Origin of the sequence: Spongiibacter tropicus DSM 19543 (genome assembly GCF_000420325.1) — a bacterium.
GTDB lineage: Bacteria > Pseudomonadota > Gammaproteobacteria > Pseudomonadales > Spongiibacteraceae > Spongiibacter > Spongiibacter tropicus.
The window spans coordinates 23,163-37,208 of sequence record NZ_ATUS01000001.1; the positions used below are offsets into that span (position 1 = coordinate 23,163).

Sequence of the window (14,046 nt, forward strand, 5' to 3'; positions counted from 1 at the left end):
GACAACAACATACAGACGATTCGCTTACGAGGTTATCAACGTGCAAACGAGCAACAATTACTACCTGAACAATCCGCTGATTCACAAAGATCGTCAGCTTGATAAATCATCTTCAGAGTGGGTGAGAAGTTTTTCCTGTAAGGACTTGAAACCCCTAATTATTTGTCGTGGTCCCATCCGTAAAGAGGCGATGGATGTCTTCGACGAAATGGGTATCAACAGCTACGGCATTCTGCTGTCTGAGAAAGACTCTATTACCTATACGAATGCGCTGGCGCCCGAGTTGCGCACGCTGACAGATCCGAACCGCGTTCACCGCGTGCCGGACTACACAGGCGCAACCAAGGAAGAGCGTCAAAAGCGTATTCAGCAGATCATTCGCATTGCCCACGACAATGGCTATAACGCTATCTTCGCCGGCTACGGTTTCATGTCGGAAGATGCCGAGATGGTGGAGTCGATGGAAGAGGCCGGTCTGAACTTTATCGGCCCCTGTTCCTTCACCCAGAAAGCCGCTGGCATGAAAGACCAGGCCAAGCGCACCGCACTGGAAACCGGCGTGTCGGTAACCCCCGGTGTGAACAATGCCACCAGCCTGGCGCTGTTTGCCAAATACGGCAAAGACGGTCTGGACAAGTGTGCCAAAGACAATAATCTCGACGTGGACTTTGCGGCTTGCAAAGACGACGAAGAGAAAGCGCTGGCACTGTTGGCCGCCTCTTATGATGCAGGCATCGACATTATCGATGCCGCTGATATCGGCGCTGCACTGCAAGTTGAAGCCAAGCGCATGCTGGCTGAAAAGCCCAATAACCGCTTCCGTTTGAAAGCTATCGCTGGTGGCGGTGGTAAAGGCCAGCGTATTCTGCAGTCCGCCAACTCCTACGACGGCGCGACGCTGGAAGAGAAAGTCGAGAAAGCCGCTGCCAAAGTGCCTTCGCTGGTACTGGAATGTCTGATCGAGCTGAAAACCAACGGTGTGGGCGATAACAAAAACGTCCTCATCGAGATGAATATCGACACTACCCGTCACCAGGAAATTCAGGTGGTGGGTAACGGCGAGTGGTGCATGACCATGGGCGGCCGTGACTGCTCACTGCAAATGCACGAGCAGAAGCTGTTGGAAGTGTCCGTGACCGAGGAAGAGCTGAAAGCCGCGATCACGGTGGCTGAAGACGCAGGCAAGACGGAAGAAGCCGGTCAGCTGAAGAAAGATCTGGTCATTCTGCAGCGCATGGAAGAAGAGGGCGCGGTCTTCGGTCAGGCGGTAAAACTGGATTCCGTCGGCACCTTCGAGTGTATCGTTGACGGTGAAGCGCATTACTTCATGGAAATGAACACGCGTATCCAGGTGGAGCACCGCGTTACCGAGCTGTGCTACAAGCTGAAGTTCACCAACCCGGACAATCCCGCCGACTTCTTCATCGCTGAAAGTCTGGTAGAAGTGATGGCGCTGCTGGCCCGTCACGGCAAACGTCTGCCCAAGCCCGAGCGCATTGTTCGCGAGAAGACCTCTGTTGAAGCGCGGATGAACGCCACCAACCAGGCGCTGCAGCCTCACGCGGGCGGCATTATCGAAAACTGGTCCAACGCCATTCCCGGCGAAATTCGTGACGACCAGGGTATTTCGACTCACAACCCCGATACCGATGTGTTCATGAAGTACCATCTGGCTGGGGCCTACGACTCGAATATCGCGCTGTTGCTGACGACCGGTGAAACCCGCCTCGACAGCTATAATCGCATGGCAGAGATCCTGCGTCGCACGGAGCTGCGTGGTAAAGACCTCGCAACCAACCTGGAATTCCACTACGGCCTGGTTCACTGGTTTATTGGTAACGGCATCAATGCGCGCCCGAGCACGCGTTTTATCGTGCCTTACCTGACGGCGGTGGGCTTGCTGAAAGAGCAGGCTAACCAGCTGGATCTGGACTATGCCTACGGTCAGATTCGCCAACGCTACCTGGAAGCCAATGCCGAGCAGGCTGCCGAGTGGGCCGCGGTACTGGACGCCAAAAAACTGCTGTTCACCCGTCCGCTGGAGCGCCTGTTCGCAGAGCCGCACTATATGTCTGGCTGGCTGAGCATCAACAAGAAGGCGCTGGTGATTAAAGACGGCAGCATCGAGTGGCTGGAAAACCCGATTCTGCTGCTGGATCGCCTGTACCACTACCTGAACATGGACTTTGAAGTCGGCAAGCCTGCGCGTTACATGATCTGGGATCACGATCACGACATCCTTGACGCTGCCGTTGGCTTCTACAAGTCGCTGGAAGAAAAACTGGGTACGGCAGATTTCACTGCCATCCAAAAGGCGCTGGGCAGCGACGCTGCGCCGGCCGGCTTCAGTGGGGATGAATGGGCCGCAGTACGCAGTGCGCACGCCGGTTATATGGCGGGCACCGAGCTGCTGGCAGTACTGGCGCATATCGCAAGCAGCACGGGCTTCTTCGAGCTGGCTGTGCAGCCTGACTTGAGCATCGAAATTCCCGAGCGTCTCACCGAGGAAAGCCTCCAGAAGCGCATGGCGAAGGTACTGGTACCACCGCCGGTTGCGAAGTCGGACGAGATTCTGGCCGCCAGCGGCGGTATGTTCTATCCGCGTGAAGCGCCGGGCATGGATGTCTTTGTCAATGAAGGCGACCACTTCGAAGCAGGTGATACCCTTTACATCGTTGAAGTCATGAAGATGTTCAACAAAGTGGTTGCGCCGTTTGCCGGCACCATCGAGAAAGTGCTGATTGAGGGTGATGGCGTCATCATCAAGAAAGGTCAGCCGCTGTTCAAAGTGAACCCCGATGAGAAAATCGAGGTTGAGACACCTGAACAGATTGCTGCCGCGCGCCGCGCCAGCACCGATGGTTTCCTGGCTGGAATTGCCGGTTAAGACTTGTCCTCGCGGCGCCCCGGTGGCGCCGCTATCTCTTAGAGGGAGACATCATGATCACTGCTCTGGACCATATCGCAATTGCCGTTCCTGACTTGGAAAAGGCGATCAAGCGCTTCATGGAAGATTTCGGCCTGACCTTTGAAGGCACCGAGGACGTTGAAAGTGCGAAAACGTCTACCGCGTTTTTCCCACTGCCCCCCACCAGCATCGAACTGGTTCATCCGCTTAACGGCGAAGGGCCAATTGCCAAATACCTCGAGAAAAAGCCGGGCGGCATTCACCACCTGTGTTTTCGCACCGACGACATTGAAGCCGATGTCGCGCGCCTGAAAGAAAAAGGCTATCAGTTCCTGTCTGATGCACCGTCGCCCGGTGCTCATGGCTGCCAGGTTATTTTTATTCATCCCAAATCCTGCGACGGCGTGCTGATTGAGCTCAACCAGCCCTCCGACGATCACCACCACTAATTATCTGCGCCCCAGCCACTCTCAGAAGTGGCAGGGTGCACACGACTATCGACAGGACCACGAATATGGCCGATTACAAAGCCCCTGAAGTTTCGCTGGACGAATGGCATAGCCTTGCCAACAAATCCCTGGAACGCAGCAACAAAACCCTTGATGACCTGACATGGCACACGCCAGAAGGTATCGACGTTAAGCCGCTGTACTCCGCTGAAGATACCCGCGACCTGCCTTACACCAATACTTTCCCCGGTCTCGAGCCCTTTATCCGCGGCCCCCAGCCGACCATGTATGCCGGTCGCCCCTGGACTATCCGCCAGTACGCTGGTTTCTCTACTGCAGAAGAGTCCAACGCCTTCTACCGTAAAGCCCTTGCGGCAGGCGGTCAGGGGGTTTCGGTGGCCTTCGACCTGGCGACTCACCGCGGCTATGACTCGGATCATCCCCGAGTCACTGGCGATGTGGGTAAAGCCGGTGTTGCCATCGATTCTGTCGAAGACATGAAGGTGCTGTTCGACGGCATTCCGCTGGATAAAGTCTCGGTCTCGATGACGATGAACGGCGCGGTACTACCGGTACTGGCGGGTTACATCGTCGCAGCCGAAGAGCAGGGCGTCAGCCAGGACCAGCTCTCGGGCACCATCCAGAACGATATCCTCAAAGAATTCATGGTGCGTAACACCTATATTTACCCACCAGCACCGTCGATGAAAATCATCGGTGACATCATCGCCTATGCCTCAGAGCATATGCCCAAGTTCAATACCATTTCGATCTCCGGTTACCACATCCAGGAAGCGGGCGCTGATGCCGCGCTGGAACTGGCCTACACGCTGGCCGACGGTAAGGAGTACATCCGCACTGCAATTGCTGCGGGGCTGGATATCGACAAATTTGCCGGTCGCCTGTCGTTCTTCTGGGGCATTGGCATGAACTTCTACATGGAAATCGCCAAGATGCGCGCGGCACGTCTGCTGTGGGCTGAGATTGTTTCCGAGTTTGAGCCCAAGAATCCGCGCTCGAAAATGCTGCGTACCCACAGCCAGACCTCTGGCTGGTCGCTGACCGAACAAGATCCGTACAACAACATTGTGCGGACCACCATCGAAGCGATGGCGGCGGTCTTCGGCGGCACCCAGTCGCTGCACACCAACGCACTGGATGAAGCGATCGCACTGCCCACGCAGTTTTCTTCGCGCATTGCCCGCAACACCCAGCTGATCATTCAGGAAGAAAGCGGTATCACCAAGGTAGCTGATCCCTGGGGCGGTTCCTATATGATGGAATCCCTCACCAAAGAGATCGCCGATAAAGCCCGCGAACTGATTGCCGAGGTTGAAGAGAAAGGCGGTATGGCCAAGGCCATTGAAACCGGCATGCCGAAACTGCGTATCGAAGAATCGGCGGCGCGCAAGCAGGCCCGTATCGACCGTGGTGAAGACGTCATCGTCGGGGTGAACAAGTACACCCTGGATGAAGAAGACGATGTCGAAGTGCTGGATATCGATAACGAGAAGGTTCGTCAATCGCAAGTCGCGGCACTGGGACGAATTCGCGACGCGCGTGATGAGAAAGCGGTCGAAGATGCACTGGAAGCGATTTATCAGTGTGCTGTCAGCGGCGAAGGCAACCTGCTGGATCTGTGTGTGAAAGCCACCCGCGTACGCGCTACCGTTGGGGAGATTTCTTTCGCTATGGAACGTGAATTCGGTCGTTTTAACGCTCAGGCGCAAACCGTGTCGGGTGTGTATGGCAGCGCCTATCAGGACGACGAAAACTGGCAGGGCATTTCGTCAGATATTGAAGGCTTCGTTGAAAAACATGGCCGCCGTCCCCGTATGCTGGTCTGCAAAATGGGGCAGGACGGACACGACCGCGGTGCCAAAGTTATTGCAACGGCATTCGCCGACGTGGGCTTTGATATCGACCTGTCGCCGATGTTCTCCACGCCGGAAGAAGTGGCCAAACAGGCGGTCGAGAACGACGTACACGTCGTGGGCGTTTCTTCACAGGCCGCCGGTCACAAAACGCTGGTGCCTCAGCTGATTGAAGAGCTGAAGAAAGTCGGTGCCGACGACATCATCGTTGTCGCGGGGGGCGTCATTCCACGCCCGGATTACGACTTCCTGTACAAAGCGGGTGTGAAGGGCATTTTTGGCCCCGGCACCAAAATCCCGCTGGCGGCACGTGAAGTGCTGAACGCCATTAACGACGCCTACCAGGGCTGATCCGCAACGGCGTGAAACGGGAGGCGCGGTGTCCTGCGGGGCACTGTTGCCTCCCGTTTTCGCATGGGTATTTGCAATGAATATTGATGTAGAAGCGCTCAAACAGGGTAACCGCCGGGCCTTAGCCAAGGCGATTACCTTGGTTGAAAGTAAAAAGCTCGATCACCGTGCACAGGCACAAGAGCTGCTTGAGGCGGTGTTGTCCAATACCGGCAACAGTATCCGTATCGGCATTACCGGTATCCCCGGGGTCGGAAAATCGACTTTTATTGAATCCTTCGGCCAGTACCTGATTTCACAGGGTAAGCGCGTGGCGGTGTTGGCTGTCGACCCCAGCTCACCGATAGCCGGGGGCTCCATTCTCGGCGATAAAACCCGCATGGAAATGCTGTCGCGCAGCGATGATGCGTTTATCCGGCCGTCGCCCTCCGAAGGCTCGCTGGGCGGTGTGGCGCTGAAGACACGCGAAACCATGCTGCTGTGCGAGGCAGCCGGTTACGACGTCATTCTGGTGGAAACCGTTGGGGTCGGGCAGTCCGAATACGAAGTCGCGAGTATGGTCGACTTTTTCATGGTGCTGATGCTGCCCAATGCCGGTGATGAACTGCAGGGCATTAAGAAAGGCATTATGGAATTGGCCGATGCACTGGTGATCAACAAGGCCGATGGCGAGAGCATCAACCTCGCCACGCAAACCCGTCGCCACTACCAGAATGCACTACATCTGCTGCGCCACAGCAGTTTCTGGACGCCTCAGGTGATGACCTGTTCTGCGCTGCGCAATGAAAATATTCAAGCGGTGTGGGGCATGATCAGCGACTATCAAGTCGACGCTACCAAGAACGGCGCGTTGGCGGAGAAGCGCGCTCGTCAGGCCAAAGAGTGGATGAATAAGCTGCTTCATGAAATGCTGGATATCAAGCTGAAGGAGAACCCGGCCATCAAAGCCCTGTTGCCGGAATTGAACCGAAAGGTGACCGATGGCGAGACCACACCTTTCCTCGCCGCACAGCGCATTGTCGAGCTGCTCTTCGAAGGAACGCCGACATCATGAGCAAGGCGGTGGCCAGGAAACTCGATGAATTCATCGCCCGTCATCTGCCGACGGCTCAGCACATGCAGTTGGCGGTGGCTGATTACGACAGCCACTCACTGACGCTGACCGCGCCGCTGGGCCCCAGCATCAATGACAAACTGACCGCTTTCGGCGGCAGTATCTACGTAGTCGCGGTGATGGCGTGTTGGGGGATGGTCTATCTGCGCTGTGTCGAGCAGGGGCTGGATCCTGATATCGTCGTTGCGAAAGGCGAGATTGATTACATGAAGCCTGTCGATGGCGATATTGTCGCCAGCTCACTGCCCACCGACGAGTCCGATTGGACGCAGTTTTTTGGGGACTTTGCCGAGCGAGGCCGGGCGAAGATTGCGCTCAGCTCTGAGGTGCGCATCGGCGATGCCGTGGCGGCGCGATTCTCAGGGCTGTACGCCATTGTCGGTGTCAAAGCATGAGTCGTCGGATTCCTTGTACAGGAAACAACTAAGCGCTTCGCGCTGAGCCATGCCGTCCCGGTAACCCAGGTCGATAAGCTTGCCGCAGAATTCCGGAGTGAACAGCAGGTAGCTGGCGATATTCACATTGCCGCCACGGCTGCTGCCCGTCCGTCCCAAAAATGCCCGGAGAGAACGGGGCAGCTCTTTTACATGATCGTCAGCAATACTGTCGATGTCTTCGCTGGGGCTAATCACCAAACAGCGAACTGGCAGCAAATTGCGACCCATCAGCTCGGTATTTTCCTCGGGGATCAGCGACAGCAACTCGTTGATCCGCTCCAGTCGTTCGATATCAATCTCGATGCTGTCGATAAAAGCACTGTTCAATAACTGCCCGATTATTTGCCCAAAGGCCGGAGACTGAATCGGCTTGGGTGTGGCGGAGTAGTGCTGGCGATGCCCGCTTGGCGGAATCACCAGCACCCGGTGCGCGCCTAGATGGATGGCCGGGCTGATGGGGGTGAGCTGACGCAATGCACCATCGCCGTAGTAGTAGCGGCCCACCTTGGCGGGAGGGAAAATCGTGGGGATGGCGGCGGAAGCCATCAGGTGCTGCAGGGTAATCGGCGTGGCCAGTCCTTGTCGTCGCCAGCGTTGCCATCCGGCGTGGCCAGGGCCGCCCTGAAAAAAAGTTTCAGACAGGTTCAGACTGTAGTTCATCGCTGTCAACGAAAGGGCGTCCAGATCACCGTTGAGAATATTGCGACTGATGTTGTTGAAATGGATATGCTTCCCCAGCAGCTCCCGCAATGGACTGTTGTCCAGCAGGGCAACCGGCTTGCCAACCGCAATACCTGAATTGAACAGCGAGAGCCCCAGCCGCAGGGCATTGCGAATCACGCCGATAATATCGGCGCGATAGATCTTATCAGTGGTTAATTCCCGCCACAGCAATTCAAGTTTCTGCGCGGTGCCGGAGAAATGGTGTGCGCCGGCCGCCAGCGACACGGCATTGATTGCCCCGGCAGACGTGCCGGACAGAATACTGAACGGATTGTCGTGACGCGGACCGTGCAGTTCGGCAACCGCCTTTAATACACCCACCTGATAGGCGGCCCGAGCGCCGCCGCCGGGAAGTATCAGTCCGGTATTCGCGTGAGCGGGAAGGAGCCTTTCACCGTCTTTCATGTCTAGCGCTGTCCGCGCAGGCCGGTTTCCACCAAGACTCGTGTGGCAATTTCCTCCACCGAGGCGTGGGTCGTATTGAGGTAGGGAATACCAAAGCGCTGGAACAGTGCTTCGGCGTCGCGGACTTCGTCTTCGCAGCGTCGCAGGCTGGCGTAGGGGCTGTCTGGACGTCGTTCGGCACGGATCGCGGCGAGTCGGGAGGGTTCGATGGTCAGCCCGAACAATCGTGGACGATGTTCAGCGAGGGCTTTGGGCAAGCGGCGCTCTTCCAGATCTTCTTCGGTGAGGGGATAGTTTGCCACGAAGACCCCCGCCTGCAGCGCGAGGTAGAGACAGGTGGGCGTTTTACCGCTGCGCGACACGCCGATAAGAATGACCTGTGCCTGATCATAGCGATTGATGCGCGCACCGTCGTCGTTATCCAGTGCGAAGTTCACGGCATCAATGCGTGTCTGGTAGCGGGCATCTCGGTCGGCGTTTTGCAGGCGCCCCACGGTGCTTGAGGGCTTCTCGCCAAGGGCAGTTTCCAGTTGCGACAGAAAGGTGTCCAGCACGTCGATAATAAAGCCCTTGCTGGTGGCGATCACCGCGCGGATGTCTTGATTCACCAGCGTGTCAAAAATAATGGGCTGATGGCCGGTTTCCTCGGCGATGCGATCAATTTTAGCCACAGTTAACGCCGCTTTTTCTACAGAGTCGACGTACGGGACGACGATATGTTCAAACTCAAGCTGCTCAAATTGGGTCAATACGCTGCTGCCGAGGGTTTCCGCAGTAATGCCGGTGCTGTCTGAAATGTAGAAAACCGTTCTCTTCATGTAGTTTTTTTACCGAATGCAGGGTGTTTTTCGACGGGAATTTCCAGAATAGCTGTTTTAGTATGCTGGCGTCGCACTATTTTCACCCTTATAGCTGCAAGCCAAACGCATTGCAAAGGAGAATGACCGCATGGCTGAATACGTGATCTGGTTCAGGGACCTGGGTATGAACGATGTCGACCGGGTAGGGGGCAAGAATGCTTCGCTCGGTGAGATGATCAGTCAGCTCTCCAATGCAGGGGTGTCTGTGCCCGATGGTTTCGCGACGACCGCGCAGGCCTATCGCGACTTCCTCGACCAGAGTGGTCTGAATCAGCGTATCCAAGACATGCTCAAGGGCCTGGATATCGACGATGTGAAAAAACTGGCCGAAGTCGGCAAAGAAATTCGTCAGGCCATTGTTGATACCCCATTCCCCGGCCCGCTGAACGAGGCGATCAGCGAAGCCTATGCCAAGATGATCGATGGCAACCCCGCCATGGCCTGCGCCGTGCGCTCCTCGGCAACCGCAGAAGATCTGCCGGATGCTTCGTTTGCGGGGCAGCAAGAGACCTTCCTGAACATCAACGGTCTCGACAACATCATGATTGCGATCAAAGAGGTGTTTGCCTCGCTGTACAACGATCGCGCTATCGCGTATCGCGTTCACAAAGGTTTTGAACATGCCGACGTCGCACTGTCGGCTGGCATCCAGCGCATGGTTCGCTCCGAGACCGGCGCGGCAGGTGTCATGTTCACCATGGATACCGAGTCCGGCTTCGACGGTGTGGTATTCATCACCGCCAGCTATGGTCTGGGTGAGACGGTGGTGCAGGGCGCGGTAAACCCCGATGAATTCTATGTGCACAAGGCAACTCTCGCTAAAGACCGACCAGCGGTACTGCGCCGTAATCTGGGCAGCAAGCTGATCAAGATGGTCTACGGCAGCGAGGCCGCTGCCGGTAAGTCAGTGGAAACCGTTGAGGTGCCCGAAGCCGATCGCAATCAGTTCTGTATCAGCGATGCCGAAGTGATGTCGCTGGCGCGCCAGGCGCTGATTATTGAAAAGCACTACGGCCGCCCGATGGATATCGAGTGGGCTCGTGATGGCGACGACGGCAAGTTGTATATCGTTCAGGCTCGCCCGGAAACTGTGAAGAGCCGTGAATCCGCCAATATGATGGAGCGCTACCTGCTCAAAGAGAAAGGTGAAGTGCTGTGTGAAGGGCGTTCTATTGGTCAGCGCATCGGTGCCGGTCCGGTACGGGTAATTGCCGGTATCGCGGATATGGATCAGGTACAAAAAGGCGATGTGCTGGTGACCGACATGACTGACCCGGATTGGGAGCCGGTCATGAAACGCGCCTCAGCCATTGTAACCAACCGGGGTGGCCGCACCTGCCACGCGGCGATCATTGCCCGCGAGCTGGGTATTCCAGCGGTTGTCGGCTGTGGCGACGCTACCGAGAGGCTCACCTCTGGTCAGGACGTGACAGTGTCCTGTGCCGAAGGCGACACCGGTATGGTGTATGCGGGGCAGCTGAACTTTGATATCAGCCGTAACCAGCTCGACAGCATGCCCGAACTGCCGTTCAAAATCATGATGAACGTCGGTAACCCGGATCGCGCGTTTGACTTCCAGTCCTACCCGAACGCGGGTGTCGGTCTGGCGCGACTGGAGTTCATTATTAACCGTATGATCGGCGTGCACCCCAAAGCGCTGATCAATTACGACACGCTGCCCCGCGATGTTCAGCAGGCGGTGAAGCGCCGTGTTGCAGGCTATGCGGACCCAGTTGAGTTCTACGTGGAAAAGCTGGTGGAAGGCATTTCCAGCATCGCCAGCGCCTTCTACCCGGAGCGCGTGATCGTGCGCATGTCCGACTTCAAATCCAACGAGTATGCCCACCTGATTGGCGGCAGCCTCTACGAGCCCTCGGAAGAAAACCCCATGTTGGGTTTCCGCGGTGCCTCGCGCTACATCTCTGATTCCTTCCGTGAGTGCTTCGACCTGGAATGCCGCGCACTGAAGAAAGTCCGTGAAGAGATGGATCTTCAAAACGTCGAGATCATGGTGCCCTTTGTGCGCACCGTGGGCGAGGCCAAACAGGTCATCGAACTGCTCGCCGAGAACGGTCTGAAGCGTGGCGAGAACGGCCTGAAAATCATCATGATGTGCGAACTGCCTGCCAATGCCTTGCTGGCAGAGCAATTCCTTGAGCACTTCGACGGCTTCTCGATTGGCTCCAACGACCTCACTCAGCTCACGCTGGGACTGGATCGCGATTCCGGCTTGATCGCTCACTTGTTTGACGAGCGCAACGACGCCGTCAAGGTACTGCTGTCCAGCGCGATCAAAGCCTGTAAAGAGCAGGGCAAGTACATCGGTATTTGTGGTCAGGGCCCGTCGGATCATCCCGACTTTGCCCAGTGGCTGATGGAGCAGGGCATCGACAGCGTATCGCTTAACCCGGACTCAGTGCTCGAAACCTGGCTGTTCCTGGCGGAGAAACTGAACGCTTGATATAGCCACCCGGTCTCATTGTAAGAACGCGCTTGAGCCCAGGCTGTTTATCAGCTTGGGCTTTTTTGTGCCGGGCATAACTATTTGTATGGCCCGGTCACTGAGGTAAGATGCCGCAAACCCCATGTGGCAGGGCACTATGCGTTACTACTCTCTGGAAAAGCTGATCAACCTTTTCGATGGCTATCGAGAAGTGTTCAAGATCGACAATCACTCGCTGATGTTGTTGCAGATTGATGGGCAACGCTACGCGGTGGAGAGTAGCTGCCCACATAGAGAGTACCCCTTGACCGCTTCAGATGTGGTGGGTGATGAACTGGTCTGCCCGAAACATCACTACCGCTTTGGCATCAGTGATGGGCAGCTGCGCTTTGCCAGCGAAGAGCCTTGCCGCAACTTACGCTGTTATGAGCTGGTCTACCGCGACAATGAAATCGGTGTGATGCTTGATGGTTGAATATTGGCGCTCAGTAGAGGCGCTTCAACCATGGCGAAGGCCGTGAGACCTGCCAGATCCGGTCAAACTGTTCGATGTACTCCCTTGCCGCGGCGCGCTTGTCAACGCCACTCCGCAGGCCACTTTGGCCGTGGCGGGTGTAGGCCGCAAAATGGCCGTTATCGCCCACCAGAAAATACTCACGCAGCTCTTGTTGTAACTCTACCCGCGCCAGCCGAATGTCGACCGCGCTGAGGCGACGGCTCAGTTCCACCAGCGGGTGGCGGACTTCCCGTAACGGTCGATCATCGCAGATGAGCAAGCGGACTTCGCTGTTTCGATGCCGTCTTGCCAGCGCCGACAGGGCCACGCTCAAGGCGTCTTCGCTGTAAATTGCTTCATTCAGACTGAGACTGAATATGCGCACTTGGCGCCGGGCCTGCTGACAAATATCCAGTGCCAGAGCGGAGAAGTCTTGATGCTCAGGGGGGCTTTTTGCAGCCGTGTCCAGCCGCAATTCCATGCTAACGTGGGGAATTCCCGCATCCATGAAGGGCTCGCCATAAATTTTGAACCCGGCTTTGCGGTAGAAGCCTATCGCGTGTTGCTGAGCGGCCAGACGGAGCAGGGGGAATTGCTGGGCTTTCGCACTGGCTATCACGGTGTCCAGCATATCTTGGCCGATATGCTTGCCGCGATAGTCGGCGAGTACTGCCATGCGGCCAATATGTCCGTCGCTGAGCAATCGAACCGTGCCCACCGCTGTATCACCTAGTGAGGCCAGCCAGTGTTGTGCCTGAGGGTCATGCTCATCGATTTCCAGTTCGATAGGGACATGCTGCTCGTCGACAAAAACGCGGTGACGGATAGCGGTAAGAATCTCGGCGTCGTCTTGCCAGCTGACTGGCTCAATCTTCAACATCGTCATCGAAATACACCGTACCCGCCTGATAGAGGCTATAGCGTAATTCAGGTGTTAGAGTCGTGACAATGTCATCGTTTTGCTGAGCACAAAAGGCGGCAATCTGCTCGCGGTGAGCGCTGTCATAAGAATAGGCACAGCCGTCAACAAACAGATAGTGTGCGTCGAACGCGAGACGGGCGCCGGGGCGCAAATATAGCTTGGAATGCTGTTCCTGCGACTGAAATTCGACAAAGGACAGAGCCGGGTTCGAGAACAATTGCTCGTTGTCGACATGGCTCATTAACTGGCCGAACCAGCGCGAGAGGCTTTGGTCATCATCCAGCCCCTGACTTAGCACCTGCCGCAGCTGGCTGACGACCTCTTCAGGAATCCAGCCGGGATTGGCATCGGCGCGGAGTGCTGCATCCCGAAAACGCTGGTCTTCGCTCAATGCCGATTCACGCTCCATAGACCACTGAGAAATCAGTTCAGCATGGGAGGGGGCGCGAAAACCGACCGACAGTGTGATGCAGTCATCGCCCTCGGCGCGGCCCCAATGGGCGACACCGGGCGGGATGTAGAGAATGTCACCGGGTTCCAGCAAAACGCTCTCACGGCACTCAAACTGTTTTAACAGTCGCAGTTCAGGATGGCCGAGCAGCGGTGTGTTGTCATCGCAGTGCTGACCGATGTCCCAGCGCCGCTTGCCATGCCCCTGAATCAGAAAGACGTCGTAGTTGTCGTAGTGTGGACCCACGCTGCCGCCATCACTGGCATAGCTGATCATGATGTCATCGATACGCCAGCGCGGCAGAAACCGAAAGTGTTCGAGCAAAGCCGCGACTTCCGGAATCCAGTGATCTACGGACTGTACCAGCAGCGTCCAGTCGCTTGCCGGCAGTTCCGCAAAGTCTGACTCGTCCAGTGGACCATGCCGCAGCAGCCAGTCCTCGCCATCGCGTCGGATCAGTCGTGAATCGACGTCGGCTTCACAGGCGAGCCCGGCAAGGTCATCGCCATCGACCGGGCAGACAAAGGCGGGCAGGGCCGCGCGCAACAGGCGTGGCTGGCGCTGCCAGTCACTGTCGAGAAACTGCTGGGCGTCGAAGTCCTGCAGCGCCACG

At 56.7% G+C, this 14,046-nt stretch carries 11 protein-coding genes; 7 read left to right on the forward strand and 4 right to left on the reverse strand.

Annotated features, from left to right (window positions below; all coding sequences use genetic code 11):
- Positions 1–40 precede the first annotated feature (40 nt).
- The 5 genes from G411_RS0100130 to G411_RS18750 all read left to right on the forward strand — a co-directional run bounded on the left by G411_RS0100130 (position 41) and on the right by G411_RS18750 (position 7,091).
- Complete coding sequence (locus G411_RS0100130; RefSeq protein ID WP_022957134.1) at positions 41–2,887, forward strand: ATP-binding protein; 2,847 nt, start codon at positions 41–43, stop codon at positions 2,885–2,887.
- A 53-nt stretch (positions 2,888–2,940) separates the two neighbouring features.
- On the forward strand, positions 2,941–3,357 hold the full coding sequence (gene mce / locus G411_RS0100135; protein WP_022957135.1) for a methylmalonyl-CoA epimerase: 417 nt from the start codon (positions 2,941–2,943) through the stop codon (positions 3,355–3,357).
- Between the two features lie 65 nt (positions 3,358–3,422).
- Complete coding sequence (gene scpA, locus G411_RS0100140; protein ID WP_022957136.1) at positions 3,423–5,582, forward strand: methylmalonyl-CoA mutase; 2,160 nt, start codon at positions 3,423–3,425, stop codon at positions 5,580–5,582.
- 76 nt (positions 5,583–5,658) lie between these two features.
- Positions 5,659–6,636, forward strand: a complete 978-nt coding sequence (gene meaB / locus G411_RS0100145) for a methylmalonyl Co-A mutase-associated GTPase MeaB (protein WP_022957137.1) — start codon at positions 5,659–5,661, stop codon at positions 6,634–6,636.
- Positions 6,633–7,091, forward strand: coding sequence for a YiiD C-terminal domain-containing protein (locus tag G411_RS18750; protein WP_022957138.1), 459 nt, complete (start codon positions 6,633–6,635; stop codon positions 7,089–7,091). The genes meaB and G411_RS18750 overlap by 4 nt, the downstream gene beginning before the upstream one ends.
- On the opposite strand, the gene G411_RS18755 is transcribed toward G411_RS18750, so the two are convergent.
- Complete coding sequence (locus G411_RS18755) at positions 7,056–8,261, reverse strand: patatin-like phospholipase family protein (protein WP_022957139.1); 1,206 nt, start codon at positions 8,259–8,261, stop codon at positions 7,056–7,058. The genes G411_RS18750 and G411_RS18755 overlap by 36 nt on opposite strands.
- Before the next feature lie 2 nt (positions 8,262–8,263).
- Positions 8,264–9,079, reverse strand: coding sequence for a posphoenolpyruvate synthetase regulatory kinase/phosphorylase PpsR (gene ppsR, locus G411_RS0100160; protein WP_022957140.1), 816 nt, complete (start codon positions 9,077–9,079; stop codon positions 8,264–8,266).
- Between the two features lie 130 nt (positions 9,080–9,209).
- Here ppsR and ppsA point away from each other — a divergent pair, with 130 nt between their 5' ends.
- Both ppsA and G411_RS0100170 read left to right on the forward strand, forming a co-directional pair.
- Positions 9,210–11,582 carry a phosphoenolpyruvate synthase gene (gene ppsA, locus G411_RS0100165; protein ID WP_022957141.1) on the forward strand — a complete coding sequence of 791 codons (2,373 nt, stop codon included), beginning with the start codon at positions 9,210–9,212 and terminating at the stop codon, positions 11,580–11,582.
- A 139-nt stretch (positions 11,583–11,721) separates the two neighbouring features.
- On the forward strand, positions 11,722–12,039 hold the full coding sequence (locus G411_RS0100170; RefSeq protein WP_028968006.1) for a Rieske (2Fe-2S) protein: 318 nt from the start codon (positions 11,722–11,724) through the stop codon (positions 12,037–12,039).
- Between the two features lie 10 nt (positions 12,040–12,049).
- Here G411_RS0100170 and G411_RS18760 read toward each other — a convergent pair whose 3' ends face one another.
- Complete coding sequence (locus G411_RS18760) at positions 12,050–12,946, reverse strand: GNAT family N-acetyltransferase (RefSeq protein ID WP_084495171.1); 897 nt, start codon at positions 12,944–12,946, stop codon at positions 12,050–12,052.
- On the reverse strand, positions 12,927–14,045 hold the full coding sequence (locus G411_RS0100180) for a cupin domain-containing protein (RefSeq protein ID WP_022957144.1): 1,119 nt from the start codon (positions 14,043–14,045) through the stop codon (positions 12,927–12,929). Before G411_RS0100180 ends, G411_RS18760 begins: the two co-directional genes overlap by 20 nt.
- Position 14,046 lies beyond the last annotated feature (1 nt).

Coding starts and splice junctions, on each gene's coding strand:
- G411_RS0100170 (WP_028968006.1), top strand. CDS start 11,722: ATGCGTTACTACTCTCTGGAAAAGCTGATCAACCTTTTCGATGGCTAT.
- ppsA (WP_022957141.1), top strand. CDS start 9,210: ATGGCTGAATACGTGATCTGGTTCAGGGACCTGGGTATGAACGATGTC.
- ppsR (WP_022957140.1), bottom strand. CDS start 9,079: ATGAAGAGAACGGTTTTCTACATTTCAGACAGCACCGGCATTACTGCG.
- mce (WP_022957135.1), top strand. CDS start 2,941: ATGATCACTGCTCTGGACCATATCGCAATTGCCGTTCCTGACTTGGAA.
- meaB (WP_022957137.1), top strand. CDS start 5,659: ATGAATATTGATGTAGAAGCGCTCAAACAGGGTAACCGCCGGGCCTTA.
- G411_RS18755 (WP_022957139.1), bottom strand. CDS start 8,261: ATGAAAGACGGTGAAAGGCTCCTTCCCGCTCACGCGAATACCGGACTG.
- G411_RS18760 (WP_084495171.1), bottom strand. CDS start 12,946: ATGACGATGTTGAAGATTGAGCCAGTCAGCTGGCAAGACGACGCCGAG.
- G411_RS18750 (WP_022957138.1), top strand. CDS start 6,633: ATGAGCAAGGCGGTGGCCAGGAAACTCGATGAATTCATCGCCCGTCAT.
- scpA (WP_022957136.1), top strand. CDS start 3,423: ATGGCCGATTACAAAGCCCCTGAAGTTTCGCTGGACGAATGGCATAGC.